Source organism: Pyramidobacter sp. C12-8 (genome assembly GCF_002007215.1).
GTDB lineage: Bacteria > Synergistota > Synergistia > Synergistales > Dethiosulfovibrionaceae > Pyramidobacter.
Window position 1 is genome coordinate 23,742 of record NZ_MUHX01000005.1, and the last position, 25,316, is coordinate 49,057.

Below are 25,316 nucleotides of genomic sequence, written 5' to 3' on the forward strand. Positions count from 1 at the left end.
ACGCGCGCGAAAAATCGCCCGGCCAGTGGATTTGGCCGGGCGATCCTTTGTGCGCGGATACGTTTGTTATTTGGCGGGACGGGTGACGGGGCCGTAGCCGATGAAGTCGTTCCACTCCTGCGGATAGGGCGTGGTCTTGAAGTTGACGTAGCCGAGGGCGTATTTACCCAGCAGCACGTCGCCGAGGGTCTGCCAGCGCTGGTTGAAATCGACGGCGTTGGCGTAGGCGAAGTCGGTGATCAGGGAGACGGCTTCGTCGCGCTTGCCGGCCTTGATCAGCTCGGCGGCCTTGTCCTGGACCATGGGCGTCAGCACGTAGAGCGGCTGAAGTTTCTCGTCGCGGGCGGCGTGGATGTCCTTGCGGGCGTCCTGATAGTGCAGGCCGGCGATCTCCTGGACGCGGGTGTTGACCCACCAGCCGGACTTGCTGTCGTAGGGGTGGAAGCGGTCGCCGATGTTGTAGAAATCGGGCAGCTTTCTCATGATGGGCCACAGCGGCGTGATGTAGGTGGTGTCGGAAGCGCCGTAGCCGAACCAGCTGATGCCGCGGATCTCTTCGGGCAGGTCGCCGCGGACCTGGGCGATGTGCACGTAGCAGGTGCGCATCATGTTGATGGAGCGCTCCCACGTCGAACCGGGCTTGGTCTTGCTGCTGTTGGCGAAGCGGATCGGATTGCCCCAGGGGCCGGCGGCGGGACCCTTGCTGAGGTCGTAGGGCGTGCCTCCGTACCAGTCGCCGGTGATCGTGAAGATGTCCTGAACGCTGACCTTCTTGTCGGGAACGATGGACATGGGCAGCTCCATGGCGTTGGGATCGAACGTCTTGCTGGGGGCGATCAGCGACAGCACGCGCCACTCGCGGCGCATGGCGTACAGCTCGGTGCTGGGGCAGTACACGTCGGCAGGGCTGAAGTTCTTGCGGTCGACCTTTTTGGCGTCGACGAAGCCGTTCTTGACGGCGAAGTCGACGATGTCGGGGCAGGCCATGACGTTTTCCTTGTCGTCCAGATTCAGATTGCGCAGACGGGCGCGGTTGGCGGCCACGAAGATGTGGTCGTCGGGCATGCGCCAGGCGGCCCAGATGCCGTTGCCGTAGACTTCGAAGATCCAAACCTCGTTGCCGTCGGTGATCGGCATGGTCTCGCTGAGATCGTAGAAGCCGTGCTTCTCGACCATCTCGCCCATGACCTTGACGGCCTCGCGGGCGGTGGAAGCGCGCTCGAGGGCGATGTCCTGAAGGCTCCAGGCGTCCAGAGAGCCGACGGCGTCCTTCTCCATGATCTGCTTGACTTTGAGCGCGCGTTCGTCGGTGTCGTCCACGCCGTTGGTGGCTTCGCTCATGGCGACGCCCTTCTCGTTCATGAAGGAATAGCGGGAAGAGAAATAACGGTAGGTGTGCTTGACCTGGGGCGTCTCGTCGAGCTTCTGCTGTTCGCCCGGGTAACCGTGCTGGTCCTTGACGATCGCGCGCATGGATCCTTCGGGCCAGTCGGCCTCGGGCACGATGTACAGGCGCGAATTGGCCGTGCGCGAGTCGTCGTTGTGCGTGATCATGGCGCTGCCGTCGACGCTGGCCTTCTTGCCGACGGCGATGACGGTGCAGGCGAACGACGCCTGGGCGGTCAGCGACAGGGCGAGCAGTGCGCCGACGAGAACTTTGCGGTTCAGTTTCATAAATGAATCCCTCCTGAAAAATCATTTTCTCTCCGGCAGCCGGAGAGGGCGGTGCAAGGGCAGCCGAAAGCCGCCCGAAAAACCAGTCGCGTCAGTCGAGGAACACTTTCTTGGGATCGGCCGTGGCCGGATCGTGCAGGAACGCGCCCAGCCCCTTTTCCTTCAGGTCGGGATGGCGCGGGAACTCCACCAGCAGCTCTTTTTCGGGCTCGTCGATCAGGAAGTCGTTCATCTGGTTGATCATCTCGAGCGCGCCCGAAAGGTGACGGCCGACGCGGTCCCACATCGGGCAGCCGTCCTTGATGTCGTAGTCGCAGTAAAGCAGGCCGTGATCGGCCGCCGTCTGCAAAAATTCGTCCTTGCCGTCCATCATCAGCTTCTCGGTGATCTTGCCGGCGACGCGGTCGATGAACGGTTCCGGCGTCTCCATCAGCACCACGTAGGAGTCGCAGAAGTCGCCCGCGTCGCGGTGGCTCAGACCGCGCAGGCTCTTGGGCGAAGCTTCGCACTTCATCGGGAACTCGGAAGCCGTCAGCACCATCGAAGCCATCATGGCCATGTCCAGCGAACGGTCGTGGGCCACGTAGGTGGCGACCACGGGGTACATCAGCGACGCTTCGTGGGAATCGACGAACAGCGTGATGTTCTCCTTGCGGTTCACTTCCATGATCGCCCAGGTCAGCTGCTCGGTCAGGTTGCCGTCGGGGCGGCCGGGATAGGTGCGGTTGAGGTTGCGCGAGTCGGTGTAGTCGAGGTTCTGTCCCGAAGGATAGTGCACGTAGGTGAACGGGTCGGGCCACTGATCGACGGGCGCCGTGTTGCGGTCGCCGATGCGGTAGCGGCGCAGGCCGTGATCGGTCTCCACGTGGAAGAACTTGGGATAGGCGTTGCCCAGCATGCCCACGGTGGAGGCGCTGTAATTGGCATGCGGCGCGATCAGCACGCGGCCTTTTTTGACCTTGATGTTTTCCATCATCACGTAGGCCGACATCGACGTGGCCGGCTCGTAAGGGTGCGTGCCGCCGAGGTAGAACATGCTGCCGCCGGGCACGCCCGAGTCGAACACGTAGACGGGGGTGTCCACGCCCGTGCCCTTGATCGGCGGGAACCAGTCGGAGAGCATCTTCTTCTCCGTGAACGAATCGGAAACGACCACCTGTTCCTTGTAGTTGCGAAGCTCCAAAAATTCTTTGCCGCCCAGCCAGGCCATGACGCCCGCGACGGCGAGGAACGCCAGCTTGCGCGCGACGGCGCCTTTTTCGTAGTTGAAAGCCATTGTGTCCGTCCTCCTACTTGATGCGCAGCGCGCGCAGGATGAAGGGGATCAGCGTGTACGCGTAGACGATGTCGTAAACGATCGAGCGGCGCGTTTTCCTGAAAAACAGCCCCCTCAGCAGGACGAGGCCGCAGATTCCGGCCATGCCGAAGTAGATGTAGTGGATGATCTCATTGGCGTTGCGCATGAATTCGTCCATGTTCAACCATCCTCCCTAGTAAACGATGAGCCAGCTCAGCTTGTTGGCGTAGATCAGCATGAGCACGGCGACGACGGCCATGAAGATGCAGGGGACGAGAATGGCCCCAAGGAACGACATGTAGCTGCCCTTGTAGCCCGAAACGTCGACCGCGACGCGGCCGGAGATGCGCGAGGGCGGCAGGCAGTCGCCCAGCGGGTAGAGCAGGCTCAGCGCCGTGGCGATGATCGTCACGTTGACGCCGACCGAGTTGAACAAAAAGATCAACGGCGTGCCGAGGATGATGCCGCTGCTGTAACTGAGCGAGCCCTGCGCGAGGGGCAGCACGAACGGCGCGAAGACGTAGATCAGCACCACCGGCAGCGTCACGAACGTGATCGCGATCAGGCCGCGCACGCCCGTGGCGGTCATGATGTTGACCAGCACGCCGACGCTGATGACCGTCGCCAGCAGCGGGAACACCTGCTCCGACGTGTTGGCGAGCACCTCGTACCAGCGCTTGAAGCCGCTCCTTTTGGGCGAGACCAGCACGGCCACCAGCGTGCTGATCAGGAAGATCAGCGGGATGCCCAGCGTCGGGATGCTGAAAGCCGCGTACTTGGAAAGCAGCAGCAGCACGATGAAGACAGCCAGCGGCGCGAGGATGCGGAACCAGTTCATGCCCGCCGGCGCTTCGGGCAGCTCGGCCAAAATCTGTTCCTTGGATTCGGGCTTGCCGCCGCGCAGCAGATAGAACACTGTGAAAACCGTGATGAGGACGATCGGCGCCAGCAGCGGCACGTCGAAACCGACGTAGGGCATGTTGGCCTGGGCGCACATCAGCATCACCCACAGGTTGATGGGCGGCGCCACGGCGGCCAGCATCGAAGTGACGTAGATGAAGGCGACGATCTTCCTGTCGCCGATGCCCATGAAGCGCAGCACCGTCGCGACCATGCCGCCGACCACGAACATGGAGACGCTGCCCGCGCCGGTCAGCGCGCCGGGGATCAGCATGATCACCGCCAGCAGAAAGAAGAGCACCCATTTGGAGCCGTAGAAGCGCTCCACCATCTTGCGCACGAGCGCGTCCATGGCGCCCGTCTCGGAGTAGAAATTGATGAAGATCGAGGCGGTCAGGAACGTGAAGGCCACGTCGAAATACGTGAACGTTCCCTCCACGAAAAGGCGGACGGGGAACCCCAGACCGCCGGCCAGCGCTCCGGCGATGGCCGTGACGACCATGGAAAGCTCGGGCGATTTCAGCTTCCAGCTGGCCAGGGCGAAGACGATCACCATGACCGCCAGAACCATAGAAGTTTCGGCGTACATTACGAACCTCCTGTCACAATAAAGAGCGCTCGATCGGCGACGCGGGGGGAAACGAAAACTTCTCTCTCACAGGCCGGGATCCAGCGCTCAGCTTCTGGTGCCGCGAAATTCTACTTGGCGTACATCGTCTTGACGAATTCGCCCAGATCCATAGCGCTGTCAAGATAGGTGATAGGGATGTTCTTTTCCTTGGCGAGGTTCGTGAACTTGCCGTCGGCGTCGCCTTCCTTGTTGACCACGATCTGGTCGGCCAGAGGGATGATGGCGTCGATGGAACGCTCGTCGGCGCTGCCGGGCTTGCCGCGGCGGGCCTTGCCTTCGATGTGGGCGGCGATGACCTGGATGCCCAGCTCCTTGGCCTTGGCCATCATCGCGTCCAGACGGACGATCTCCTGATCGATGGTGATGCCGGAAGCGCCCAGCCCCTTGGCGGACGAGCCGATCACCACGACCATGGTCTTGTAGCCGCCGGCGACCAGGTCTTCGGGCTTGGGTTCGGCATTGTAGGTCATGTCTTCCACGGCCTTGGCGCGGCGGATCAGCAGACGGCCCATCTTGCCTCCGGGGCCCTGCCCGGCGTTGGTCACCAGCAGCGGCAGATCGCCCTTGGGCGCTTCGGCGCCGGTTACGGCGGCGAACGAGCCCGCCGCGAGCGCAAGGCACAGCAGCATGATTACCAGCAGCGACAACGAAATCTTCTTCATGAAAAAAGCCTCCTCACAAAAAATGGCGGTCAAACTTTTTCCCGACGCCGTTTCACCGGGAAATCGCCGCGGCATAGACCACGGTGTACCGAACTTTTATAAAGCGAAAATGCCTTTTCATCAAGAAGAAAATCAATGTAATATTGTATACGTGCCGTTGTGCAGAGCGCCGCGCGGGCGGTGTTGGGGACTAAATCGAACAAAACCGAACAAAATTTTTATTGCGTGAATCGGAATCTTTTGTAAATCAACGGAACACGGAATCCGGCGCGTTGCGTCGATCAAATCTCCCGGTTTTTGTTCACGTTCGAAACGGACGACAAACTATAAAAAATATCCGGCCTCCTTCCACGGCGGAAGAAAACCGGATATTTTGCTGTTGTTTGCGGATTTTCTTGCTAATGGTTTAAAGTTCCTTGCCGGTGAGGAGCTTATAGGCTTCTTTGTACTTGCCAATCGTCTTTTCGACGACGTCGGGGGGCAGCGTGCCGTCGTTGCCGGGATGGGCCTTGTACCAGTCGCGGGCGAACTGCTTGTCGAACGACGGCTGGCCGTGCCCCGGCTCGTAGCCTTCCAGCGGCCAGAAGCGGCTGCTGTCGGGCGTGAGCATTTCGTCGCCGAGCACGACGCGCCCGTTCTCGTCGACGCCGAACTCGAATTTGGTGTCGGCGATGATGAGGCCGCGCGACAGCGCGTAGGCGGCGCATTTTTCGTACAGCGCCAGCGTGCGGTCGCGGATCGTGCGCGCGTACTCTTCGCCGCGGCCGGGAAAAGCCTTTTCGAGCAGCGCCGCGCTCCGCGCGAAGTCGATGTTCTCGTCGTGATCGCCGATCTCGGCCTTGGTACTGGGCGTGAAGATCGGCTTGGGCAGCTTCTGGCACTCTTTCAGCCCCGCGGGCAGGCGGACGCCGCAGACGGCCCCGTCCTTTTGGTAACTGGCCCAGCCGCTGCCGGTGATGTAACCGCGCACGATGCACTCCACGGGGATCATCTTCAGTTTTTTGCACAGCATGGCGCGGCCCTGGAAGCGGGGCGCGCGGAAGAACTCCGGCATCGCCGCGTTGTCGGTGCCGATCATGTGGTTGGGGACGATGTCCCGCGTGAAGTCGAACCAGAACCGGCTCATCTGCGTGAGCACGGCGCCCTTGCCGCGCACCTCGTTCCTGAGGATGATGTCGAAGACGCTGATGCGGTCGGTGGCGATCATGACGAGATTTTCGCCGAGGTCGTAGATCTCGCGGACTTTCCCTTCTTTTACGGGCACGAACTGCTGCATCGTTTGTATCACTCCTGATTTTTAAGGATGAAAAATCTTAATTTCAGCATTCAGTATAAAGCAATTTCCGCAGGACACAAGAGATAAATAAGAAATGCGAATGAAAATTTTATGCATCCGCGCCGCGCCGGAACGCCGGGCGCGTTGCTCTTTGGCCGCGCAGATTCTATAATGGAACCGATTCCACCGGCGGTGCGCGACGGCGCGCCGCCGCGGCTGAAAAGATCCTTTCAGCGGAAGGGAGCGAGTCCAATGAGTCTGAACGAAACGCCGCGCTCGGAGCGGCTGCACATCGGCATTTTCGGGCGGCGCAACAGCGGCAAGTCGTCGCTGATCAACGCGCTGACCGGGCAGGCGGCGGCCATCGTCAGCGACGTGCCGGGCACCACCGCCGACCCGGTCTACAAGGCCATGGAGATCCGCGGCGTCGGCCCAGCGGTGCTGATCGACACGGCCGGATTCGACGACGAAGGCGGGCTCGGCGCGCTGCGCGTGGGCAAAACGCGCGAGGCCTCCGACCGCACCGACGTGGCGCTGATGGTCTTTGCCGGCGCTGCATGTCCCGAAGATCTGGAATGGATCGGTCTGCTGAAAGCGAAAGGTGTCCCCGTGATCGCCGTCCTGAACAAGATCGACCGCATGAGCGACGGCGAGCGGGAAGCGGCGCTACGAAGTCTTAAAGCCGCGACCGGATTCGACGCCGTGCCCGTCAGCGCCGCGAACGGCGAAGGCGTGGCGGCGCTGCGCGAGGCGCTGCTGACGGCGCTGCCCGAGCGGGAAGACCTGAGCATCACCGGCTCGCTGTGCCGTGCCGGCGACACGGTGGTGCTGGTGATGCCTCAGGACATCCAGGCGCCGAAAGGGCGTCTGATCCTGCCGCAGGTGCAGACAATCCGCGAGCTGCTCGACAAGAAATGCCGCGCCCTCTGCGCGACATCCGACGGTTTTGCCTCGGCGCTGGCGTCGCTGAAGGAGCCACCGGCGCTGGTGATCGTCGATTCGCAGACGTTCGCCGAAATTTACCCGCAGGTCCCGCCAGGCGTGAAGCTGACGTCGTTCTCGATCCTGTTTGCCGGCTACAAGGGCGACATCGCCGCCTTCGCCGCCGGGGCGCGGGCGCTGGAAAAACTGACCGGACGGTCGCGCGTGCTGATCGCCGAAGCCTGCACGCACGCGCCTTTGGAAGAGGACATTGGCCGCGTCAAGATCCCGCGCCTGCTGCGCAAACGTTTCGGCGCGGGGCTGACGATCGATTTCGCGCGCGGCGTCGATTTTCCCGCCGATCTGGGCGGCTACGACCTCGTCGTCCATTGCGGCGCCTGCATGTTCAACCGCCGCTTCGTGCTGGCCCGCATCGCCGAAGCGCGCCGGCAGGGCGTGCCCATCACCAACTACGGCATCGCGCTGGCGTGGCTGACGGGCATCCTCGACAAGGTCAGCCTCGGCGTGGAGGTCCGCCCATGACCCGACGAATTTTCGCCAAGCGCTGCATCCTGCCGGCGCTGCTGTTCGCGCTCTGGTGGTGGGGGAGCTCACGCCAGTGGTGGAGTCCGTACGTGCTGCCGTCGCCCGCGCAGGTGTGGCGGGCCTTCTGGTCGATGACATGCAGCGGCGCGTTGCTCGGCGATCTGTGGGCCAGCGTGCGTCGCGTCGCTGTCGGCTTTTCCATCTCCTTCGCTCTGGCATTCGCGTTGGGGTTGGCGTCGATCTGGACGCGCCGCGCCGAGTACTACGGGCACCTCGTCGAATTCTTGCGCCACGTGCCGCCGCTCAGCCTGATCCCGCTGCTGATCCTCTGGTTCGGCATCGGCGAAAAGTCCAAGACCGTGCTGATCGTGCTGGCGACGTTTTTCCCCATCTACATGAGCGTCCACAAGGGCTTCGTCACCGCCAACAGGAAGCTGATGGAGGTGGGGCGCACGATGGGATTCTCCAAATGGCGGCTGTTCTCGCGCATCATGTTTCCCTGCGCCGTGCCCGACATCCTCGTGGGCATGCGCATCGGCATCGGCTACAGCTGGCGCGCCATCATCAGCGCGGAGATGATCGCTGCCGCCAGCGGGCTTGGCTACATGATCCTCGACGCCCAGCAGATGTCGCGTTCCGACAAAGTCGTGGCCGGCGTCTTCGTGATCGGCCTCGTCGGTTATCTGACCGACGCGGCGCTGGCGGCGCTGATCGCCCGCGTCGCGCCCGGAGCGGGAGGCGACGGCGTTGGCTAAGTATGAGATCGTCGGTCTGCGCAAAAGCTTCGCCTTCGGCGGCGAAAAGCTGACCGTGCTGCGCGGCCTGAACCTGACGCTGGAAGACGGGGACTTCGTGGTCGTGGCTGGCCGCAGCGGCTGCGGCAAGACCACGCTGCTGCGCGTCCTCGCCGGGCTGGAGTCCTACGAGGGCGAGGTGCGCGCTCCGGAGCGCGCCCGCGTCGGCATGGTCTTTCAGGAGCCGCGCCTGATGCCGTGGCTGAACGTGTACGACAACGTCGCTTTCGGCGTCGAAAAACCGGAGAAAGCCCGCATCATGGAGCTGATCCACGCCGTGCACCTCGACGGCTTCGAAAACGTCAGGCCGGCGCAGCTTTCCGGCGGCATGCAGCACCGCGCCGCTCTGGCCCGCGCGCTGGCGCTCGACCCCGGCGTGCTGCTCATGGACGAACCGTTCGCGGCGCTCGATTACTTTACGCGCATGGCCATGCAGGAACTGCTCATCGAGCTGTACCAACGCACCGGCGTCACCGTGGTGTTCGTCACTCACAGCATCGACGAGGCGCTGCTGCTCGGGCGCCGGGTCGTCGTCCTCGACCGCGGCGTCATCGACGCCCGCTACGACCTCGGCTCGCTGCCCTATCCGCGCGATCTTTCGCTGCCCGAGGTGGGCAGGCTGCGCCGGGAAATACTCGCGCGCATCATGAATCAGGATCCTCAGAAGAAAGAAGGAAAACGATGAAAAAATATGTATGTTTGTGTCTGTTCTGGTTTGTGTCCGCCGCGCCCGTCCTGGCGGTCCCCGCGCCGCTGGAGCGGCTGCGCGTCGCCTTTGCGCCGGGCGCGGAGCGTCTCTCCGTGCTGGCCGCCGCGCCGGAATCGCTGTGGCGCGACCATCTCGGTCTGCCGGTGGAGAAAGTTTTCTGCGCCGGCGACGAGGAACAGTTGGCGGCTCTGGCCGAAGGGCGCGTCCACATCGTCGCTTCGATCCGCGCCTCGAAAGTCTTCGCGGCTGCCGCCCGGGGCCAGGTGTTGCGCATCGTCACCATCGCCTGTCGCCCGCGGCCGGAACGTGCCGGATATACGGCGGAAGACGACGAACTGGTCTCCGTCACGACCGGCCAGTTCATCATGGATCACAACGACGCCGTGCGCGCTTTCATGGACGCGCAGGCCGACGCGGCCGAATGGCTGGAACGGGATGGAGAAGCGGCGGCGCTCCTGGCGCGGACTGCCGGTCTTGACGCCGCTCAGGGCGAAGAACTGCGCCGCGGACGTTCCTTCTCGCCGCAGCTGACCGACAAGGATTTCGACGCGCTCACGCGCACGCAGGCGCGCCAAAGAGCGCTCGGACTCACCGGGCCGCGGGCCCTGCGCTCGTTTATTTACTATCGTCAGCTGCGCCTGCTGACGCCCAGCTGATGCAGCGAATGATCTCCGGCGGAGATCGTGCATCTGAAAAAAAATCGCGCCGCAGCGCGGCGCTCGCGCGAAGGAGGTTACCCCATGCGCATCACGGATTTTGATCATCTCGTTCTCACCACGGCCGACCCCGAATCCTGCCGCCGCTTCTACTGCGGCGCGCTCGGCATGGAGTATCGCGAACAGGATGGCCGCGGCGCCTTCCATTTCGGTGCCCGCAAGATCAACGTTCACACCCGCCCCGCCGAGTTCCTGCCGGCGGCGGAACGCCCTCTCTCTGGCAGCCTCGACTTCTGCCTGATCACGACGGACGACATCGAAACCGTCAAAGCCGAACTCGTCGCCAAAGGCGTGCCCATCGTCGCGGGCGTTGTCGACAGGAACGGCGCTCGCGGTCCGATACGGAGCGTTTACGCGCGCGACCCCGACGGCAATCTCGTAGAGATCGCCCAGTACGCTCATCGATAAGGGGGCCGACGATGAACGGGCGTCTGAAAGAATGTGCCGCCGCGCTGCTGCTGGCGCTTTCCTCCCTGCCCGCGCGCGCCGGCGGCAGGATCGCCGTGACCTACATCACGCCGCCGCTCAACGTCCCCTCCATGGTCGAAAAACGCCTCGGGCTGTTCGCAAAGCATTTCGGCCAGCCCGTGGAATACGTCGTCCTCAGGAATGGCCCCGAACAGGCTCACGCTCTCGCTGCCGGCGACGTTCAGTTTCTGCCCGCGGCCGGCTCCACCAACGTGTTCCTGTCCGTTGCCAGCGGCGCGCCGTTCAGGATCCTCGGCATCTTCGCGCGCTCGCCGCAAAGCTTCAAGATCCTCGCGCCCAAGGGCTCGCCGCTGACGTGTCCCGAAGATTTGCGCGGCAAAACCGTCGCCGGACCGCGCGGTACCATTCTGCACGAACTGCTCGCTCTCTGGCTGGCCGGAGCCGGCATGACCGTCAACGACGTGAATTTCGTCTCCATGAACGTGCCCGCGGCGGCGGCCGCTCTCGCCGCCGGCAGGGTCGACGCCGCGCTCGTCACCGGCGTGCCGGCCTGGCGGATGGCCCGCGACGGCTACACAGTGCTGCGCGACGGCGACGGGCTGGTCGGCGGCGAAGTGCTTTCCGTCACCACGGAAGCGACGCTGCGTGACCACCCCGACCTGGTGGAAAAATTCCTTGCCGCTCGCCGCGAGACGCTGCGATGGATCGCCGATCATCGCGGCGAGGCCGTGCGCATCGCTGCCGAAGAACTGGACCTGAGCCCCGAAGACGTGGAAGCGCAGCTGCCGCTCTACGATTTTTCCATGGAGATCACTCCCGCCGACGCCGCGGGCTTGCAGCGCACCGCCGACTTCATGGCCGCGCAGGGCATGATGGAACGCCCCATCGACGTGCGCAGCCTGTTCGCCGCGCCGCGGCCGTAAAAAAGCGCGAGGACGCGAATCCCCGCTCGTCGAAAAATCCCCTGCAGCCTGGCGACTGCAGGGGATTTTTTTGCGCATGCGATACTGACGTTGATTTTCAATTGAAAGCCGTAATTGAAAATCGGTGTCAGGATCCGTATGCGGCGATGCCGAGGAAGGCTGACAGAATGATCAGCGCGATCGGCGATATTCTCCGCCGATGCGGCAGGATGGGGAAGAAAAACGCTGCCGCCAAAAGGGCCGAAAGAGCCATGGCCTTTACGTCGGCTCCGCCCGCCTCCTTGCGCAGGCAGTTATGAATGGTCATGCTGACGCCGGCCGCGAGGACGATGCCGATCACGGCCGGTTTCAGGCCGGATAGGACGGCCTGGAAACGTCGGTTGCGGAACGCGGCGCTGAAGAAGCCCATGACCAGCAGGATCATGACGAAAGACGGCAGCACGACGGCGGCAGTGGCGACAAGCGCTCCCGGAATGCCGGCCTGTTGGCTGCCGACGCAGGTCGCCAGATTGACCATAATGGGGCCGGGCGTGCTTTCGCTGACGGCGATCCAGTAGCTCAGTCGCTCCTCGCTGAGCCAGCCGTAAGACAGAACGACGTCGCGGATGAGAGGGATGGCTCCGTAGGCGCCGCCGAAAGCGAAAAAGCCCACCTTGAGAAAAGCGCACAGCAGATCGGCAAGGATCATTTTTCTTCTCTCCCGGCGCGGAGAAGGTTTCCCGCTGAAAACAGCGCGAGGCTCAGCAGAGCGGCGCACGACAGGAGCGCGATCGAAGAAATTTTCAGCGCGAAAATTTCCGACGCTCCCATGGTTAAGAACGCGCCGGCCATGAACAGGCGGGGGCGCGCCTTTTTCGGCATCTTCCGGACCATGCGGATCCCCGCGTCCAAAACAAGAAGGCCGACAGACAGCTTGATGCCCCGAAACGCGGACGACACGGCTCGTATCGCGAGAAAACGGTCGAAGCGGGAGGCGATGAGATAGATCACCGCAAAAGACGGCAGCACGATTCCCAGCGTCGCCGCCAGCGCGCCGCTCAGACCGGCCTGGCGGTAACCGACGAAGGTGGCGCAGTTGATGGCGATCGGTCCGGGCGTCGACTCGGCGATGACGACGACGTTCATCATCTCGTCGTGAGTGATCCAGCCTTCTCGCTCGACGCAGAGATGTTCAATCAGAGAGATCATGGCATAGCCGCCGCCAAACGTGAAAAAACCGACTTTCATGAAGACGAGCAGCAGCCTGAGCAGAATGCCGGGCTTTTTCATTGTCTCTCCTCCTTCGTCTCGCGCTCGCCGGCAGTTGAAAAGTCCGATCGACAACGAGCACCCGCGTTTTGGCAGCGCCGTGCGTCGGGCGGGCACGTCCGTTCGACGGCGCCCAGGTCTCCGATTTCCCGGGCCAGATCTTGAAGGGTCCGACGATCGGCGTCGTAATGCATAAAATATCCCCGCCTCTGCCCGATGACGATGCCGGCCTCCCGCAGCACTTTCAGATGCTGGGATACGGCGGCTTCGGAAAGCTCCAGCTCGCGGGCCAGCGCGCGTACGCAACGGCGATGTTCGAGCAGCAGCCTGACGATTTTCAGGCGCGTCCCGTCCGCAAGCGCTTTGAAAAGAACCAGATGATCCATTTTGCACGCTCCTTTAATTAAGTGTCTGCTTAATTAAATTTTAGCGGGAGCTTCCGATGAAGTCAACGATAAAAACATGGCGGATACAAAACGGGCTGCGGCGAAAGACTTTTCCTTTCGCTGCAGCCCGGTCGTACAGGTTTTCGATTTAACCTTATTGATCAAGAAACCGAACGGCCCCGCGCAAACGCGCCGTCCCAGACGATGCGGCGGTAGTTGGCGCGGTCGGTGGCGCCTTCGGTGGAAAAGCAGAGCACGCGCGAGTTTTCGTCGAGGCGCAGCTGCTCCTTGAGCCATTTCAGCCCGGGGCTGCGCAGGACCTCGGTCACCAGGCCGAAGGCGGAAGCGCCGCTTTCGCCGGAGATCACGCGCGGATCGCCGGGCAGCGGCGCGCCGAGGATGCGCATGCCCTGCGCGGCCGGGTAGTCGGGCATGGAGACGAAGTTGTCGGCGCAGCGCCGCAGCAGCTCCCAGGCCGTCATGCCCGGCACGCCGCAGGCCAGCCCGGCCATGATCGTACGCATGTCGCCGTTCACGGCATGGATCTTGCCGTCCCGCGCCGCGGCGGTGCGGTAGATGCAGTCGGCCTGATTCGACTCGACGATGGTGACGATCGGGCGTTCCGCGCCGTACAGATTGGCGAAGAACGCCGCCGCCGCGGCCGGCATGGAACCGACGCCGGCCTGCAGGAACACGTGCGTGGGCTTTTTGCCGCCCAGCTGCTCCGCCGTCTCCAGCGTCATGGTCAGATAGCCCTGCATGATCCGCAGAGGGATCTCCTCGTAGCCCGGCCAGGAAGTGTCCTGCACCAGCGTCCAGCCGTTCTTCGCAGCGGTATCGCGGGCCAGCGCCACGGTATCGTTGTAATTGAATTCCGTAATCGACGCGTCGGCGCCTGTCCTGCGGATGTTCTCGAGGCGCTCGGCGGCGCTGCCCTTGGGCATGTAAACGACGCAGCGCTGTTTCAGCTTGGCGGCCGTCCAGGCCACGCCGCGGCCGTGGTTGCCGTCGGTGGCGGTGACGAAGGTGGAGCCGTCGATCTTCGCCAGCACTTCGGGGCTGGTCAGCTCCGCGAAGGTCAACGAATCGGGATCGAGCCCGAGCCGTTCGGCGACGCAGCGGCCGAGGCAGTAGCTGCCGCCGAGCACTTTGAAAGCGTTGAGGCCGAAGCGATGGCTTTCGTCCTTGACGCGCAGCGCCGCGATCCCCAGTTCACGCGCCAAATGCGGCAGGTCGGCCAGCGGCGTGGGGGCGTACTCGGGAAAGCTGCGGTGGAAGGCGCGCACCTTCTCCGCCTGAGCCGGGCCGAATTGTTCCATCGCCGCGGGGCCGATGCCGGCGTCGCGCTCGTAATGAATCGCCTTGAACCGTTCCTCCATTTTCGTTCCTCCTTGAATGGTCATACAAAAAGGGCAAGGAACTCGCACCCTTTTCAGAGCGTCTCGATCAGATGGATATAAAAACAGCAGGCCTCTTCGACCTTTGCGAGAGCGCAGCGTTCGTCGGTCATGTGCGCCAGCTTGTACTCGCCGGGGCCGAAGCCGATCGTGGGCACGCCCATCGCCACGGGAACGACGGCGTTGGTGCCGAAGTCCCAGAAGTCGTAGCGAGCGGGCGCTTCGCCGAACGTCTTTTCGTACGCGGCGTTGCAGGCGAGCGTGAGCGGGTGGCTCTCGCCGATCTTCCAAGGATCGTGCTCGGGCCGATAGACGAGCCGCGCTCCGTTCCAGCTGGTGTGGATCAGCGTGCCGGGTTCGACGGAAGCTCGTTTGCCGGCGGCCAGCGCCGCCAGTTCCGTCGCGACCTGCGCGGTGGTCTCGCCGAGGCGCAGGCGCCGGTCGAGATAGATCTCGCAGCGGTCGGGCACGGCGTTCAACGACGCCGTCTGGCAGGAGATGTGCGACAGCACGATGGTGCCGCCGCCGTTCTCGCGCAGTGCGGCGTTGAGGGCTTCGACGCGCTGGATGATCTCCGCCATCTCGTAGACGGCGTTGACGCCCTTTTCGGGCGCCGAGCCGTGCGCCGAGACGCCGTGCGTGACGAGGCGCGCCTGCACTTTGCCGGTGTGCCCGAGCGTGATCACGTTGTCGGACGGCTCGCAGATCACGCAGAAGTCGGGCCTGACGCCGCTGTCGCGGTAAAAATGTTCGAGACAGACGCCGTCGCAGTACTCCTCGCAGACGGAGCCTGTCACCCAGACGGTCTTGCCTTCGAGCAGACCGAGCTTCTTCGCCGCTCCCGCCGCGCAGATCGACGCGGTCAGGCCGCCTTTCATGTCCACGGCGCCGCGGCCGTAGAGCATGCCGTCCTCGATCTCGCCGGCAAAGGGCGGATGCTTCCATTCGTCTGCGTTCTCGGCCAGCACGGTGTCCATGTGCGAATCGAAGTGAACCACCTTGTCGCCGCAGCCGACGCGGCCGCAGACGTTGCCCGCGGCATCGACGTATGCCTCGTCATAATCCAGCTCCTTCATTTTGGCGAGGAGTTTCTGCGCCAGTTCGCCCTCCTGATCGGAATAGCTGCGCGTTTTCACGGTTTCGACGTAAAAATCCAGCAGGTCGCTGCGGTGCGTTTCGTTCCAGAATTTCTGAGCGATCATAAAAAAGCCCCCTTTGCGGATGATGTTCTCCGAGCTGAATCAAGTATATTGATTTCTGCGCCGTAAAGTATCACAATAGAAGCGAAAAATGCAGCGTCATTGCGCAAAAACTTCCCCAACCGGTATGAGAGCGCATTGTGCAGAAAGATTCGGAGGAAGACCATGAGGCCCGCCAGGGAATACCGCAACATCGTTTTCGACATGGGACACGTGCTGTCCGAGTACGACTCGCGCCGCGCCATCGAGCGGTTCACGGACGACGAGGCCGTGATCAAGGAGATCCGTTACGTGCTGTACTGCTCCTGCGAGTGGCAGATGCTCGATGCGGGCCTCATCGACGAGGACACGGCGCTGCGGTACACGCTGCGCCGCCTCAGCTCCGACGCCGTGCGAGAGATCGCGCGGAAAAGCTTCGAGCACTGGGAGGATTACAACCTGTGGCCCAAGCCCGGCATGGAAGAAGTGGTCAAAGCCGTCAAAGCGCGCGGCCAGAACGTCTACGTGCTTTCCAACGCGGGGATGCGCCTGACGCAGTGCTGGCGGCGCGTGCTGCCCTGCCCGGATCTGTACGACGGCGTCGTCTTCTCCGCGCCGGAACGGTGCGTCAAGCCGCAGAAATGGATCTATCGGCTTTTTTTCGAGCGCTACGGCCTGGACCCGGCCGACTGCCTCTTCATCGACGACCTGCCATGGAACGTGCAGGGGGCCGTCGACTGCGGCATGGACGCCTGGCAGTTCGCCAGCGGCGACGTGGCCGAACTGCGCCGCGTGCTGGAGCTGGATTGAAAAACTTCCGCGCCGCCGCGCGAATAAAAACGAGCGGCCGCTCGCACGTCATACGGTTGTTGATCGGCGGAACGGAGGTTACCTTTCGAAAGACTTCATCAACGCGGCGAAGTATTCGGGTTCTCCGGTAGAAAAATAGTCGTACCACGCGCTTACGGTCGCTGGCGAATAGAGGGCCAACCGTTCGATGATATATCTTGCCCAGAGCAGGGAGCCTGCCGAGCCGGCCGTTATCAGATTCCCGTCGCAAACGGCCGGGACGTGCCTGTAATGAGCCAGGCCGCCGTAATTCTTAGCCAGTCCGCTCAGGAAGGAAGGCGAGTTGCTGGTATGCTCCCTGTCGTTCAGGATCCCTCGCTCGGCCAATCCCAATGTCGCGCCGCAGATCGCCGCGACTACGGCGTTTTTTTCGACCAGAGCGGCCGCTAGATCGAGCGCTTCTTTTTGTTCTTCTTTCAGCCACGCGTCTCCGCCGATCAGCAGCAAGGCGGAGACGCTGTTTCCGTCGATCTCTTTCAGCGCGGCGTCTGGGACGATCGTCAGTCCGCCTGCGGTATGAACGGGATTTTTTGAATTCGAAACGGTGAGAAGTTCGTATTTTTTCTCGGGCAGCATCTTCTGCAGCGACAGCCCCTGCAGCGCATAACCGTGCTCCCAGTCCGCCATTGCCTCGCATAAATACATGCATATTTTTTTCATTCGCGTTCGCTTCTCTCTGGATAAAATGTATATTTATAATAACATGTCAGGCAATTTTGCCGCAACATGTTCATGGACAGGGAATCTGAACGCCGGCCGGTCCAGAAGCGTTTGAAAAATTTTCTTGTAAGGCTGCCCGCGGCGGGCTATGATCCGGGCAGGTCCAAAATTCGAATGGAATTCATTTGAAGGAGTCATTCACATGAAACGAATGCCCGCGGTTTTCCTCGGTCACGGCGATCCGATGATCGCGCTGGCCGACAACGAGCTGACGCGCCGCTTCCGCGCGTTGGGGGAGCGGATCGTCGCCGGATTCGGCAGGCCGAAAGCGATCCTGGCGGTCTCCGCCCATTGGTACAACGCGCGCACGTTTGTGCAGACCGATTCCGAGCCGCGTCAGGTCTACGACATGACGGGCTTTCCGAAAGAATTGTACGAGCTGAAGTACCCCGTCCGCGGCGACGCGGGGCTGAGCGCCCGCGTGCTGGCCGCGCCGGGGCTCGACGCGCGCGTCGACGACAGCTGGGGCGTCGACCACGGCGTGTGGTCGGTGCTGGTGCACGTGTTCCCCGAAGCCGACGTGCCGGTGGTGCAGCTGAGCGTGAACCGCTTTCTGGACGCATCGGCGTCCTACGAAGCCGGCAAAAAGCTGGCCTTCCTGCGCGACGAGGGCTATCTGATCCTCGCCAGCGGCAACGTGGTGCACAATCTGCGCCGCGTGAACTGGGACAACCCCGCTGGAACGCCCGAGGCGGACGCTTTCGACGAGTGGATCCGCGCGCAGGTGGAAGCGCGCCGCGACGACGCCGTGATCGACTACAGGCGGCACGAGGACGCGGCCTACGCCGTTCCGTCGCCCGATCACTTCCTGCCGCTGCTTTACGCGCTGGGCGCGTCGGCCGGCGAAAAACCCTGCGTGTTCAACGCCGTGCGCACGCTGGCCGCCATTTCGATGACCAGCTATGCTTTCGGCATGGATGCTTGAGCTGCGCCGCCCGAAAATCTTTCGATACAAAATATCCAGCCTTCGCGTACGCGCGGGCTGGATATTTTTTCGCCTGGCGCGCTCACTCCGCGGCGGGCTGTTTTTTCATCGCCGCGGCGATGAAGGACGCGAACAGCGGATGGGGACGGACGGGGCGGGATTTGAACTCGGGGTGGAACTGCACGCCCACGAACCAGCGGCAATCGACGTTCTCCATGATCTCCACCTGTCCGCCGCTTGGACAGACGCCGGCCACTTTCATGCCGGCGGCTTCGTAACGGGCGCGATAGCGCTCGTTGAACTCGAAGCGGTGACGGTGGCGTTCGCTGACGGCGGCGACGCGATAGATTTCGTCCCGCGCCTTGGAACCGGCGACGAGATCGCAGGGATACGCGCCGAGGCGCATGGTGCCGCCCCGCACGACGACGCCCTTTTGAGTCTCCATAAGGTGGATCACGGGATCGGGAGTGTCGGGGTTGAACTCGCAGCTGTCGGCTTCGGCGAGGCCCAGCACGCCGCGGGCGAACTCGATGGCGGCGACCTGCATGCCCAGACAGATGCCGAGGTAAGGCACGTCGTGCACGCGGGCGAAGCGGGCGGCGAGGATCTTGCCGGGGATGCCGCGGGCGCCGAAGCCGCCGGGCACGAGGATGCCGTCGGCGCAGGCCAGCGTCTCGTCCACGTTTTCGGGCGTCAGCGTTTCCGAGTCGACGGGAACGATCGTAACGGCGGCGCCGTTGGCGATGGCCGCGTGGGACAGCGCTTCGTTGACGCTCAGATAGGCGTCCCTGTTCTCGGTGTACTTGCCGACGAGCGCAATGGTCACGGTTTGGGCGGCGGCGTCGCGCCTCCTCAGGAACTGGCTCCAGTCGCTCCGGTCGGGCTCCTTCGCGCCGTCGAGCCCGAGACAACGCAGCACGAGCGCGTCGAAGTTTTGGGCGCGGAGTACCTCCGGCACGCGGTAGATCGTGTCGGCGTCGCGCTCCTCGATAACGTTCTGCGGCGGCACGGAGCAGAACAGGGCGATCTTCTCGCGCGTCTCCGCCGTGACGGGCAGGGGCGAGCGGCAGACGATGACGTCGGGCTGGATGCCGAGACGGCGCAGCTCGTTGACGCTGTGCTGGGTGGGCTTGGTCTTCAGCTCGCCGGAGGCGCCGATGTAGGGCAGCAGCGTCACGTGGCAGTACAAAACGTTGCCCTTGCCGACGCGCGCGGGCAGCTGACGGATGGCTTCGAGAAAGGGCTGCCCCTCGATGTCGCCGACGGTGCCGCCGATTTCGGAGATGAGCACGTCGCACGCGGCGCCGAGCGCGGTGATGCGGCGCAGGATCTCGTCGGTGACGTGGGGAATGACCTGTACGGTGCGGCCGTCGTAATCGCCGCGGCGCTCGTTGGTGATGACCGACAGGTAGACCTTGCCGGAAGTGCAGCTGTTGGCGCCGCTCAGGTTTTCGTCGATGAAGCGTTCGTAGTGGCCGAGGTCGAGGTCGGTCTCGGCGCCGTCGTCGGTGACGAACACCTCGCCGTGCTGGAACGGGCTCATGGTCCCCGCGTCCACGTTCAGATAGGGATCCATCTTGAGGATGCCGACGTTCAAGCCGCGCTGTTTCAGCAGCATGCCCAATGAGGCCGCGGTGATGCCCTTGCCGAGCGACGAAACGACGCCGCCGGTGACGAAAACGTATTTTGCCATACAGATCTCTCCTTTGATGGCGGCGCAACCCTTATCTCCGCTGCGTGATTCGGTTTTGCGCCGCCGTGGTCGCGTCTCGAAGACGCTTAAAAAATAAGAACGCCCCCGCGGAGACGGGGGCGCGTGACGCCTAGACGACGCCGAGGATCGCCCTGAGGGCATCGGCGGCGCTTGGGAATTTGACGACGTTGTGGTTGAGCTGCGTACCGACGGAGATGAAATCGCCGCAGCCGAAGCTTTCCATCAGCTCGAGGTCGGCGGGAAGACTGCCGAGATAGAGCGGCCAGCGGCAGCCCAACGATCTGCACAGATTCTCGAGCCCGGCAGTGTCGGGTTTGCGGGCGATATCCGACGTGACGCAGCGTTCCTTGGGCAGGTCCTGCCAGCCGAGCGTCCGTAAGGCGCAGTCAAGCTCGTCTCGATCGCGCGAGGTGCAGATGCCCACGGGAAGCGGCAGTTTGTCCCAGCGCGTCGAAAAAAGCGGTCTTTCAAGGACGCAAGCTCCTTCCGGCAGGTCTTCCAGCAACGGCGCCTTGCCGTCGGTCGGTCCGAAGTAGATGTCGTTGTAAAGGGCGACGATAGTGCGGCAGTCGGCGGCGGAGATCGTGGACGTGAAATCCTCCATGCCGTGTCCGTCTTCGGCGGCGATCAGGCGGGCCTCCCATTGTTCCGGGGCAGGCAGCGCCTCGGCGAGACGTTGCCGTTCGCTCTTCATGGCCAGGGACAGAAGCGTCCAGGCTATGTCGCCGCGACTGCCGAAAATGTTGTGACGGCGCGCCGCCTGCAGGTAGGGCGCCGCGTCGACCGCCTCCGACGCTTCCCGCTTCAGCAGCTCGCTCCAGCTGAGCGAAAGCGCGCGGGAAAGGGCGGCGGAGATGCCGGCGCCGTCGACGAGAACGCCGTCGACGCTGAAGACGATACAGTCCGCGCGGCTGGGACTCAACAGCATAGATCACACTTCCTTTCGCAAAAGCTTCTCTCAAATGAAAGCCCCCTCGCCATCGGCGGGGGCAAATTTCTACGGGAAATATCATACCACATTCTTGAGCGGCTGAGAAAAACAGCTCCCAAAATTTGTGGAGACGGCCTAGTCGTCACCGCTGTTCTGGGATTCTTCGCGCAGCTTGCGGCGCAGGATTTTGCCGAGAGCGTTGCGGGGCAGATCGGTGACCAGCTTGATGCTGCGCGGCACTTTGTAGTGAGGCAGGCGCTCGCGGCACCATTCCGTCAGCTCGGAAGACGAGCAGGTGACGCCCTCCTTGAGGATGACGAAGGCGCGCACGATCTGTCCCGTAACCGAGCGCGACACGCCGACGGCGGCCGATTCTCTGACTTTGGGATTGGCGTTGAGCACGGCTTCGACTTCCTGCGGGTAGACGTTGAAGCCGCCGACGATGATAAGGTCGCTGACGCGTTCCTGGATGAAGACGTTGCGCTTCTCGTCGACGCGCACCATGTCGCCGGTGTTGAACCAGCCGTCTTGAAATTTCTCGGCCGTGATCTGGGGGGCGTTGAAGTATCCCGACGCCACGTTGGGGCCTTTGACCCAGAGCACGCCTTCGTCGCCAGTCGCGGGGGAGCCGTCGATGTCGCGCAGCTGGTATTCGATGCCTTCGAGCAGCGGACCCACGGAACCTTCGGGAGAACCACCCGTCGCCTGCGCTGCGAGGATCGGCGAGCACTCGGTCAGGCCGTACCCCTCGATGGGCTTGCCGCCGAGAAGCTGAGCGATGCGGCCGCGCAGCGAGGGCACGAGGCGGTCGCCGCCGGAGACCACGTATTTGACGCGGCGGGGCTTCCAGCCGGTCTTGACGGCGGCGCCGCAAAGGAAGTGCAGCAGCGTGGGCACCGTCACCAGCAATGTAGCGTCGCCTTCGTCGATGGCGCGCATGGTGCCTTCGACGGGCAGGAAGCTGTTGCGGATCACCTGAGGAATGCCGACAAACAGGGGCATGAAACCGGAAACGACGCAGCCGAGCGTGTGAAAGTTGGGCAGCACGTTGAGCATGGTCTGTTCGCCGATGTCGGGAAGCACCTGTTTCAGCGCCTGATCCAGGCAGGTGAGGATGTTCATGTGAGTGAGCGGCACGCCCTTGGGCGTGCCCGTCGTGCCGGAGGTATAGAAGATCGAGCAGCAGTCTTCGCTGGATTTGAGCGAAGGCACGGCTCTGAACTCGGGCAGCGGGCCCGTGGCTTCGAGAAACACGAGCGGGAACGGCAGCCCTTTGAGCCCCTCGGCATGTCCCTTCAACGCCGGATCGGCAACGATCACCGCCGGCATGGAATGCTCGATCAGCGCGCCGAGCGCCTGAGGTCCGGCCAGGGCGTTGAGCGGGGTCACTGAACCGCGCATTTCCCAGGCAGCCATGCACAGCGCCAGAAACGACGGACTGTTGGGCAGCATCGTCACGATGCGGTCTCCGGCGCCGAAACCGGCGGCCTGCAGCCGCTTTACGTTTTCCCCCACAAGACGGAACACGCGCTCCGCGGTCCACCATTCGCCTTCGTACCATGCCATCTGCCGAGGCGCCGACCAGTGAGCCGCAATAACGTCTTCCAGTCTCAATTTCTCTGCCATGGAAATACCCCTCCTGAAAAATTCCTTTGAACTCTCATGAATCCGCCGTAAAAAGCATAAGAAAACCTACGGGAAGAACTCCGCTGCATAAAAAACGGCGTTTCGAGCGCAAGCGGCAAACGTCGTAAAATCGTTTTTGGGCCGCAGCGCTTGTCCCTCGGCGTGCAAAAAAGAAAAAAAGAGACAAATTTTCCCCCTGAAAAAATGTCCCGACCGCGTCTCAAATGCCAGGCAATAGTGTATCATATACAAGATAAAGTGGAGCGATTTTTTTGAAATCTTTTCGCCCTTTCGTGGGATAATAGACGGCGAATGAAAATATTCAGCGTAGGAGGCTGATGGCAATGGCAGCACCATGGGTATACGTCAAAGATCTGAAAGAGCACGTGGGCGAGAGCGTCTGCGTGAAAGGCTGGATGTACAACAAACGCAGTTCGGGAAAGATCCACTTCCTCCAGCTCCGCGACGGCTCGGGAACCGTTCAGGGCGTGGTGGTCAAAGGCGAAGTCCCCGACGGACAGTTCGACGCCGCCAAGGGGCTCTGGCTCGAGGCCAGCCTCGAAGTCGCCGGCGTCGTCCGCGCGGACGGCCGCGCCCCTTCCGGCGTGGAGCTGACCGTGACGGATCTGAAAATCCTTCAGAACCCCAGCGAAGAGTACCCCATCGGCAAGAAGGACCACGGCATCGACTTCCTGCTCGATCAGCGCCATCTCTGGCTGCGCTCCAGCCGTCAGAACGCGCTGATGAAGATCCGCAACGAGATCATCTGGAGCTGGCGCTGCTTCTTCCACGACCGCGGCTTCATGCTCATGGACAGCCCCATCCTCACCGGCTCCATCGGCGAAGGATCCGACGGCCTGTTCGAGCTCGACTACTTCGACCAGAAAGCCTATCTGGCCCAGACCGGCCAGCTCTACGCCGAAGCGGCGGCCATGGCCTTCGGCAAAGTTTACTGCTTCGGCCCCACCTTCCGCGCCGAAAAATCGAAGACCCGCCGCCACCTCACCGAGTTCTGGATGCTCGAGCCGGAAATGGCGTTCTACGACAACAAGATGAACATGCAGCTTCAGGAAGACCTGGTCGCCGACACGGTGAAGAACGTCCTCGCCCGCTGCGGGAAGGAACTGGCCGCGCTCGAACGCGACGTCGAGCCGCTCGAGAAAGTCGTCGCCGGCCCGTTCTACCACCTCGACTACCGCGACGCCGTCAAGAAACTCAACGAACTGGGCAGCGACATCGAATTCGGCGACGACCTCGGCGCCGACGACGAGACCGTCCTCACCCGGCAGTACGACCGCCCCGTCTTCGTCGAGAACTACCCCAGAGACGCCAAGGCGTTTTACATGAAAGCCAACCCCGAAGACAACGGCGAGACCGTGGTCTGCTCCGACCTGCTCGCGCCCGAAGGCTACGGCGAGATCATCGGCGGTTCGCAGCGCGAAGACGATTACGACACACTCGTCGCCCGCATGAAAGAGCTGAAGATGGACCCCGCCGCCTACGACTGGTACCTCGACCTGCGCAAGTTCGGCTCCGTGCCCCACAGCGGCTTCGGCATCGGCCTCGAACGCACCATCACCTGGATCTGCGGCCTGCCCCACATCCGCGAAGTCATCCCCTTCCCCAGAACCATCTACCGCCTCAAGCCGTAAGCGACGGACGCTTTCGAAACAACACGCTCTCCCCGATCCTCGCGCGAAAAAAGAATCCGCGCTGCGGGATCGGGGAGAGCGTGTCCCAAGAGGGCTGTTGACAGAAGTTTGCTCCCAATGTAGACTCATAAAGTATATAAATATAAAGAATCATAAGATTCTGCATCAACGAAAGGAGCTTGTTTTTGGATGAAAAAACTGTTTCTGGCGGCTGCCGCCGCCGCGGTGCTTGCCGGTGCGGCCGGCGCGGCGGAGATGACGCAGAGCGGCAAGGGCATGACGGTGTGGTTCGACGCGGGCGGCTCGGTCGGCGAGCCGTACGCGACGACTGTGGTCAACGGCGCCAAGCAGGCGGCCGTCGATCTGGGCGTCGAGCTCAAGATCGTCTATTCGGACTGGAACCCGGAAAAGATGCTCGAAAACTTCAAGACCGGCCTGGCTGCCAATCCCACCGGATTCGTGGTGATGGGACATCCCGGCGACGATGCCTACGAGCCGCTGATCGACGAGGCGTTCGCCAAGGGCATGATCGTTACCTGCGTGGACACGGCGCTGCCACGTCTGCAGGGCAAGTATCAGGCGCGTGGCTTCGGCTACATCGGCACGGACAACTGGCGTCAGGGCGCCGAGATGGCGCGCGAGATCCTGCGCCGCGGCGGCGCCAAGCAGGGCGATCGCGCCTTCGTGTGGGGGCTGAAGCGTCTCGAAGGCCGCGGCCGCCGCGCTCGCGCGTTGCTGGAAGAGTTCGAAAAAGCCGGGCTGACCGTGGACTACCTCGAAATCTCCGACGAGATCAACAAGGACGCGGCCCTCGGCGCGCCGGTACTGGCGGGCTATCTGGCTTCGCATCCCGACTGCAGGGCGATCGTCGTCGATCACGGCGGACTGACGGGACAGCTGGGCAACTTCCTGCAGGCGGCGGGCGTCAAGCCGGGCGAGATCTACGCCACGGGATTCAGCCTCACTCCGGCAACGGTCAGTGGCATCGAGCGCGGCTACGTGAGTCTGACTTCCGAAGCGCAGCCCTATCTGATGGGTTACCTGTCGGTGCTGCAGATCGTCAGCACGGCCAAGTACAAGTTCGGCGGTCTGAACGTGGACACGGGCGGCGGCTACGTCTCGCAGGACAACATCGCGACGGTCGCGCCGCTGGCGAACGCCGGCATCCGATAAAGCGGCTTTTTCGCGGCGGGGAGAGTTTTTCTCCCCGCT

Annotated in this window: 26 protein-coding genes; 11 read left to right on the forward strand and 15 right to left on the reverse strand. The window is 62.9% G+C overall.

Annotated elements, in window-relative coordinates; translation table 11 throughout:
- Positions 1 to 66: 66 nt before the first annotated feature.
- The 5 genes from B0D78_RS02815 to B0D78_RS02835 form a co-directional block, all read right to left on the reverse strand.
- Entirely contained in the window at positions 67 to 1,674 is a 1,608-nt protein-coding gene (locus B0D78_RS02815) for a dipeptidase (protein ID WP_078015475.1), read from the reverse strand.
- A 91-nt stretch (positions 1,675 to 1,765) separates the two neighbouring features.
- Positions 1,766 to 2,950, reverse strand: coding sequence for a deacylase (locus B0D78_RS02820; RefSeq protein ID WP_078015476.1), 1,185 nt, complete (start codon positions 2,948 to 2,950; stop codon positions 1,766 to 1,768).
- 13 nt (positions 2,951 to 2,963) lie between these two features.
- Positions 2,964 to 3,149, reverse strand: a complete 186-nt coding sequence (locus B0D78_RS02825; RefSeq protein ID WP_078015477.1) for a hypothetical protein — start codon at positions 3,147 to 3,149, stop codon at positions 2,964 to 2,966.
- Positions 3,150 to 3,164: 15 nt separating this feature from the next.
- Positions 3,165 to 4,460, reverse strand: a complete 1,296-nt coding sequence (locus B0D78_RS02830) for a citrate transporter (protein ID WP_078015478.1) — start codon at positions 4,458 to 4,460, stop codon at positions 3,165 to 3,167.
- A 110-nt stretch (positions 4,461 to 4,570) separates the two neighbouring features.
- Positions 4,571 to 5,164 carry a DUF6305 family protein gene (locus B0D78_RS02835; protein ID WP_078015479.1) on the reverse strand — a complete coding sequence of 198 codons (594 nt, stop codon included), beginning with the start codon at positions 5,162 to 5,164 and terminating at the stop codon, positions 4,571 to 4,573.
- Between B0D78_RS02835 and B0D78_RS12745 the strand changes: the two genes are divergently transcribed.
- Entirely contained in the window at positions 5,163 to 5,393 is a 231-nt protein-coding gene (locus B0D78_RS12745; RefSeq protein ID WP_168169978.1) for a hypothetical protein, read from the forward strand. The genes B0D78_RS02835 and B0D78_RS12745 overlap by 2 nt on opposite strands.
- A 177-nt stretch (positions 5,394 to 5,570) precedes the next feature.
- Here B0D78_RS12745 and B0D78_RS02840 read toward each other — a convergent pair whose 3' ends face one another.
- Entirely contained in the window at positions 5,571 to 6,440 is an 870-nt protein-coding gene (locus tag B0D78_RS02840) for a phosphoribosylaminoimidazolesuccinocarboxamide synthase (protein WP_078015480.1), read from the reverse strand.
- A gap of 252 nt (positions 6,441 to 6,692) precedes the next feature.
- On the opposite strand from B0D78_RS02840, the gene hydF reads away from it, so the two are divergent.
- From hydF to B0D78_RS02870, 6 genes are all read left to right on the forward strand, one after another.
- A complete protein-coding gene (gene hydF, locus B0D78_RS02845) occupies positions 6,693 to 7,904 on the forward strand; it encodes a [FeFe] hydrogenase H-cluster maturation GTPase HydF (protein WP_078015481.1) in 1,212 nt (403 codons plus the stop codon).
- Positions 7,901 to 8,662 (forward strand): ABC transporter permease, encoded by a 762-nt coding sequence (locus tag B0D78_RS02850; RefSeq protein WP_078015482.1) that lies wholly within the window; start codon positions 7,901 to 7,903, stop codon positions 8,660 to 8,662. Before hydF ends, B0D78_RS02850 begins: the two co-directional genes overlap by 4 nt.
- Positions 8,655 to 9,386, forward strand: a complete 732-nt coding sequence (locus B0D78_RS02855; RefSeq protein ID WP_078015483.1) for an ABC transporter ATP-binding protein — start codon at positions 8,655 to 8,657, stop codon at positions 9,384 to 9,386. Before B0D78_RS02850 ends, B0D78_RS02855 begins: the two co-directional genes overlap by 8 nt.
- The gene (locus tag B0D78_RS02860; protein ID WP_078015484.1) at positions 9,383 to 10,066 is read left to right on the forward strand and encodes a hypothetical protein; all 684 of its coding nucleotides are present in this window, start codon (positions 9,383 to 9,385) and stop codon (positions 10,064 to 10,066) included. The genes B0D78_RS02855 and B0D78_RS02860 overlap by 4 nt, the downstream gene beginning before the upstream one ends.
- An 84-nt stretch (positions 10,067 to 10,150) precedes the next feature.
- On the forward strand, positions 10,151 to 10,534 hold the full coding sequence (locus B0D78_RS02865) for a VOC family protein (protein WP_078015485.1): 384 nt from the start codon (positions 10,151 to 10,153) through the stop codon (positions 10,532 to 10,534).
- An 11-nt stretch (positions 10,535 to 10,545) separates the two neighbouring features.
- Positions 10,546 to 11,478 carry an ABC transporter substrate-binding protein gene (locus B0D78_RS02870; RefSeq protein ID WP_078015486.1) on the forward strand — a complete coding sequence of 311 codons (933 nt, stop codon included), beginning with the start codon at positions 10,546 to 10,548 and terminating at the stop codon, positions 11,476 to 11,478.
- A gap of 127 nt (positions 11,479 to 11,605) precedes the next feature.
- Here the strand turns inward: B0D78_RS02870 and B0D78_RS02875 are convergent, their stop codons facing one another.
- The 5 genes from B0D78_RS02875 to B0D78_RS02895 all read right to left on the reverse strand — a co-directional run bounded on the left by B0D78_RS02875 (position 11,606) and on the right by B0D78_RS02895 (position 15,711).
- Positions 11,606 to 12,166: a chromate transporter gene (locus tag B0D78_RS02875; RefSeq protein WP_078015487.1), complete on the reverse strand. Its 561-nt coding sequence runs from the start codon at positions 12,164 to 12,166 to the stop codon at positions 11,606 to 11,608.
- Entirely contained in the window at positions 12,163 to 12,747 is a 585-nt protein-coding gene (locus tag B0D78_RS02880) for a chromate transporter (RefSeq protein ID WP_009163978.1), read from the reverse strand. Before B0D78_RS02880 ends, B0D78_RS02875 begins: the two co-directional genes overlap by 4 nt.
- The gene (locus tag B0D78_RS02885) at positions 12,744 to 13,112 is read right to left on the reverse strand and encodes an ArsR/SmtB family transcription factor (protein ID WP_078015488.1); all 369 of its coding nucleotides are present in this window, start codon (positions 13,110 to 13,112) and stop codon (positions 12,744 to 12,746) included. Before B0D78_RS02885 ends, B0D78_RS02880 begins: the two co-directional genes overlap by 4 nt.
- A 161-nt stretch (positions 13,113 to 13,273) precedes the next feature.
- Complete coding sequence (gene dpaL / locus B0D78_RS02890) at positions 13,274 to 14,491, reverse strand: diaminopropionate ammonia-lyase (RefSeq protein WP_078015489.1); 1,218 nt, start codon at positions 14,489 to 14,491, stop codon at positions 13,274 to 13,276.
- A gap of 53 nt (positions 14,492 to 14,544) precedes the next feature.
- Positions 14,545 to 15,711, reverse strand: a complete 1,167-nt coding sequence (locus B0D78_RS02895) for a YgeY family selenium metabolism-linked hydrolase (protein WP_078015490.1) — start codon at positions 15,709 to 15,711, stop codon at positions 14,545 to 14,547.
- A 162-nt stretch (positions 15,712 to 15,873) separates the two neighbouring features.
- On the opposite strand from B0D78_RS02895, the gene B0D78_RS02900 reads away from it, so the two are divergent.
- Positions 15,874 to 16,497, forward strand: coding sequence for an HAD family hydrolase (locus B0D78_RS02900; RefSeq protein ID WP_078015491.1), 624 nt, complete (start codon positions 15,874 to 15,876; stop codon positions 16,495 to 16,497).
- A gap of 78 nt (positions 16,498 to 16,575) precedes the next feature.
- Here B0D78_RS02900 and B0D78_RS02905 read toward each other — a convergent pair whose 3' ends face one another.
- On the reverse strand, positions 16,576 to 17,196 hold the full coding sequence (locus B0D78_RS02905; RefSeq protein ID WP_078015492.1) for a DJ-1/PfpI family protein: 621 nt from the start codon (positions 17,194 to 17,196) through the stop codon (positions 16,576 to 16,578).
- Positions 17,197 to 17,398: 202 nt separating this feature from the next.
- On the opposite strand from B0D78_RS02905, the gene ygiD reads away from it, so the two are divergent.
- The gene (gene ygiD, locus B0D78_RS02910) at positions 17,399 to 18,181 is read left to right on the forward strand and encodes a 4,5-DOPA-extradiol-dioxygenase (protein WP_078015493.1); all 783 of its coding nucleotides are present in this window, start codon (positions 17,399 to 17,401) and stop codon (positions 18,179 to 18,181) included.
- Positions 18,182 to 18,263: 82 nt separating this feature from the next.
- On the opposite strand, the gene B0D78_RS02915 is transcribed toward ygiD, so the two are convergent.
- The 3 genes from B0D78_RS02915 to B0D78_RS02925 form a co-directional block, all read right to left on the reverse strand.
- A complete protein-coding gene (locus B0D78_RS02915; protein WP_078015494.1) occupies positions 18,264 to 19,874 on the reverse strand; it encodes a CTP synthase in 1,611 nt (536 codons plus the stop codon).
- 130 nt (positions 19,875 to 20,004) lie between these two features.
- Entirely contained in the window at positions 20,005 to 20,823 is an 819-nt protein-coding gene (locus tag B0D78_RS02920; protein WP_078015495.1) for an HAD family hydrolase, read from the reverse strand.
- A 138-nt stretch (positions 20,824 to 20,961) separates the two neighbouring features.
- The gene (locus B0D78_RS02925; RefSeq protein WP_078015496.1) at positions 20,962 to 22,452 is read right to left on the reverse strand and encodes an AMP-binding protein; all 1,491 of its coding nucleotides are present in this window, start codon (positions 22,450 to 22,452) and stop codon (positions 20,962 to 20,964) included.
- 344 nt (positions 22,453 to 22,796) lie between these two features.
- On the opposite strand from B0D78_RS02925, the gene asnS reads away from it, so the two are divergent.
- Positions 22,797 to 24,104, forward strand: coding sequence for an asparagine--tRNA ligase (asnS, locus tag B0D78_RS02930; RefSeq protein WP_078015497.1), 1,308 nt, complete (start codon positions 22,797 to 22,799; stop codon positions 24,102 to 24,104).
- 189 nt (positions 24,105 to 24,293) lie between these two features.
- Positions 24,294 to 25,277 carry a sugar ABC transporter substrate-binding protein gene (locus tag B0D78_RS02935; protein ID WP_078015498.1) on the forward strand — a complete coding sequence of 328 codons (984 nt, stop codon included), beginning with the start codon at positions 24,294 to 24,296 and terminating at the stop codon, positions 25,275 to 25,277.
- The last annotated feature ends 39 nt before the right edge of the window (positions 25,278 to 25,316 follow it).

Excerpts from the sequence above, each read along its gene's own strand:
- B0D78_RS02815 (WP_078015475.1), bottom strand. The coding sequence starts at position 1,674 with ATGAAACTGAACCGCAAAGTTCTCGTCGGCGCACTGCTCGCCCTGTCG.
- B0D78_RS02820 (WP_078015476.1), bottom strand. The coding sequence starts at position 2,950 with ATGGCTTTCAACTACGAAAAAGGCGCCGTCGCGCGCAAGCTGGCGTTC.
- B0D78_RS02825 (WP_078015477.1), bottom strand. The coding sequence starts at position 3,149 with ATGGACGAATTCATGCGCAACGCCAATGAGATCATCCACTACATCTAC.
- B0D78_RS02830 (WP_078015478.1), bottom strand. The coding sequence starts at position 4,460 with ATGTACGCCGAAACTTCTATGGTTCTGGCGGTCATGGTGATCGTCTTC.
- B0D78_RS12745 (WP_168169978.1), top strand. The coding sequence starts at position 5,163 with ATGAAAAAAGCCTCCTCACAAAAAATGGCGGTCAAACTTTTTCCCGAC.
- B0D78_RS02835 (WP_078015479.1), bottom strand. The coding sequence starts at position 5,164 with ATGAAGAAGATTTCGTTGTCGCTGCTGGTAATCATGCTGCTGTGCCTT.
- B0D78_RS02840 (WP_078015480.1), bottom strand. The coding sequence starts at position 6,440 with ATGCAGCAGTTCGTGCCCGTAAAAGAAGGGAAAGTCCGCGAGATCTAC.
- hydF (WP_078015481.1), top strand. The coding sequence starts at position 6,693 with ATGAGTCTGAACGAAACGCCGCGCTCGGAGCGGCTGCACATCGGCATT.
- B0D78_RS02850 (WP_078015482.1), top strand. The coding sequence starts at position 7,901 with ATGACCCGACGAATTTTCGCCAAGCGCTGCATCCTGCCGGCGCTGCTG.
- B0D78_RS02860 (WP_078015484.1), top strand. The coding sequence starts at position 9,383 with ATGAAAAAATATGTATGTTTGTGTCTGTTCTGGTTTGTGTCCGCCGCG.
- B0D78_RS02865 (WP_078015485.1), top strand. The coding sequence starts at position 10,151 with ATGCGCATCACGGATTTTGATCATCTCGTTCTCACCACGGCCGACCCC.
- B0D78_RS02870 (WP_078015486.1), top strand. The coding sequence starts at position 10,546 with ATGAACGGGCGTCTGAAAGAATGTGCCGCCGCGCTGCTGCTGGCGCTT.
- B0D78_RS02875 (WP_078015487.1), bottom strand. The coding sequence starts at position 12,166 with ATGATCCTTGCCGATCTGCTGTGCGCTTTTCTCAAGGTGGGCTTTTTC.
- B0D78_RS02880 (WP_009163978.1), bottom strand. The coding sequence starts at position 12,747 with ATGAAAAAGCCCGGCATTCTGCTCAGGCTGCTGCTCGTCTTCATGAAA.
- B0D78_RS02885 (WP_078015488.1), bottom strand. The coding sequence starts at position 13,112 with ATGGATCATCTGGTTCTTTTCAAAGCGCTTGCGGACGGGACGCGCCTG.
- dpaL (WP_078015489.1), bottom strand. The coding sequence starts at position 14,491 with ATGGAGGAACGGTTCAAGGCGATTCATTACGAGCGCGACGCCGGCATC.
- B0D78_RS02895 (WP_078015490.1), bottom strand. The coding sequence starts at position 15,711 with ATGATCGCTCAGAAATTCTGGAACGAAACGCACCGCAGCGACCTGCTG.
- B0D78_RS02900 (WP_078015491.1), top strand. The coding sequence starts at position 15,874 with ATGAGGCCCGCCAGGGAATACCGCAACATCGTTTTCGACATGGGACAC.
- B0D78_RS02905 (WP_078015492.1), bottom strand. The coding sequence starts at position 17,196 with ATGAAAAAAATATGCATGTATTTATGCGAGGCAATGGCGGACTGGGAG.
- ygiD (WP_078015493.1), top strand. The coding sequence starts at position 17,399 with ATGAAACGAATGCCCGCGGTTTTCCTCGGTCACGGCGATCCGATGATC.
- B0D78_RS02915 (WP_078015494.1), bottom strand. The coding sequence starts at position 19,874 with ATGGCAAAATACGTTTTCGTCACCGGCGGCGTCGTTTCGTCGCTCGGC.
- B0D78_RS02920 (WP_078015495.1), bottom strand. The coding sequence starts at position 20,823 with ATGCTGTTGAGTCCCAGCCGCGCGGACTGTATCGTCTTCAGCGTCGAC.
- B0D78_RS02925 (WP_078015496.1), bottom strand. The coding sequence starts at position 22,452 with ATGGCAGAGAAATTGAGACTGGAAGACGTTATTGCGGCTCACTGGTCG.
- asnS (WP_078015497.1), top strand. The coding sequence starts at position 22,797 with ATGGCAGCACCATGGGTATACGTCAAAGATCTGAAAGAGCACGTGGGC.
- B0D78_RS02935 (WP_078015498.1), top strand. The coding sequence starts at position 24,294 with ATGAAAAAACTGTTTCTGGCGGCTGCCGCCGCCGCGGTGCTTGCCGGT.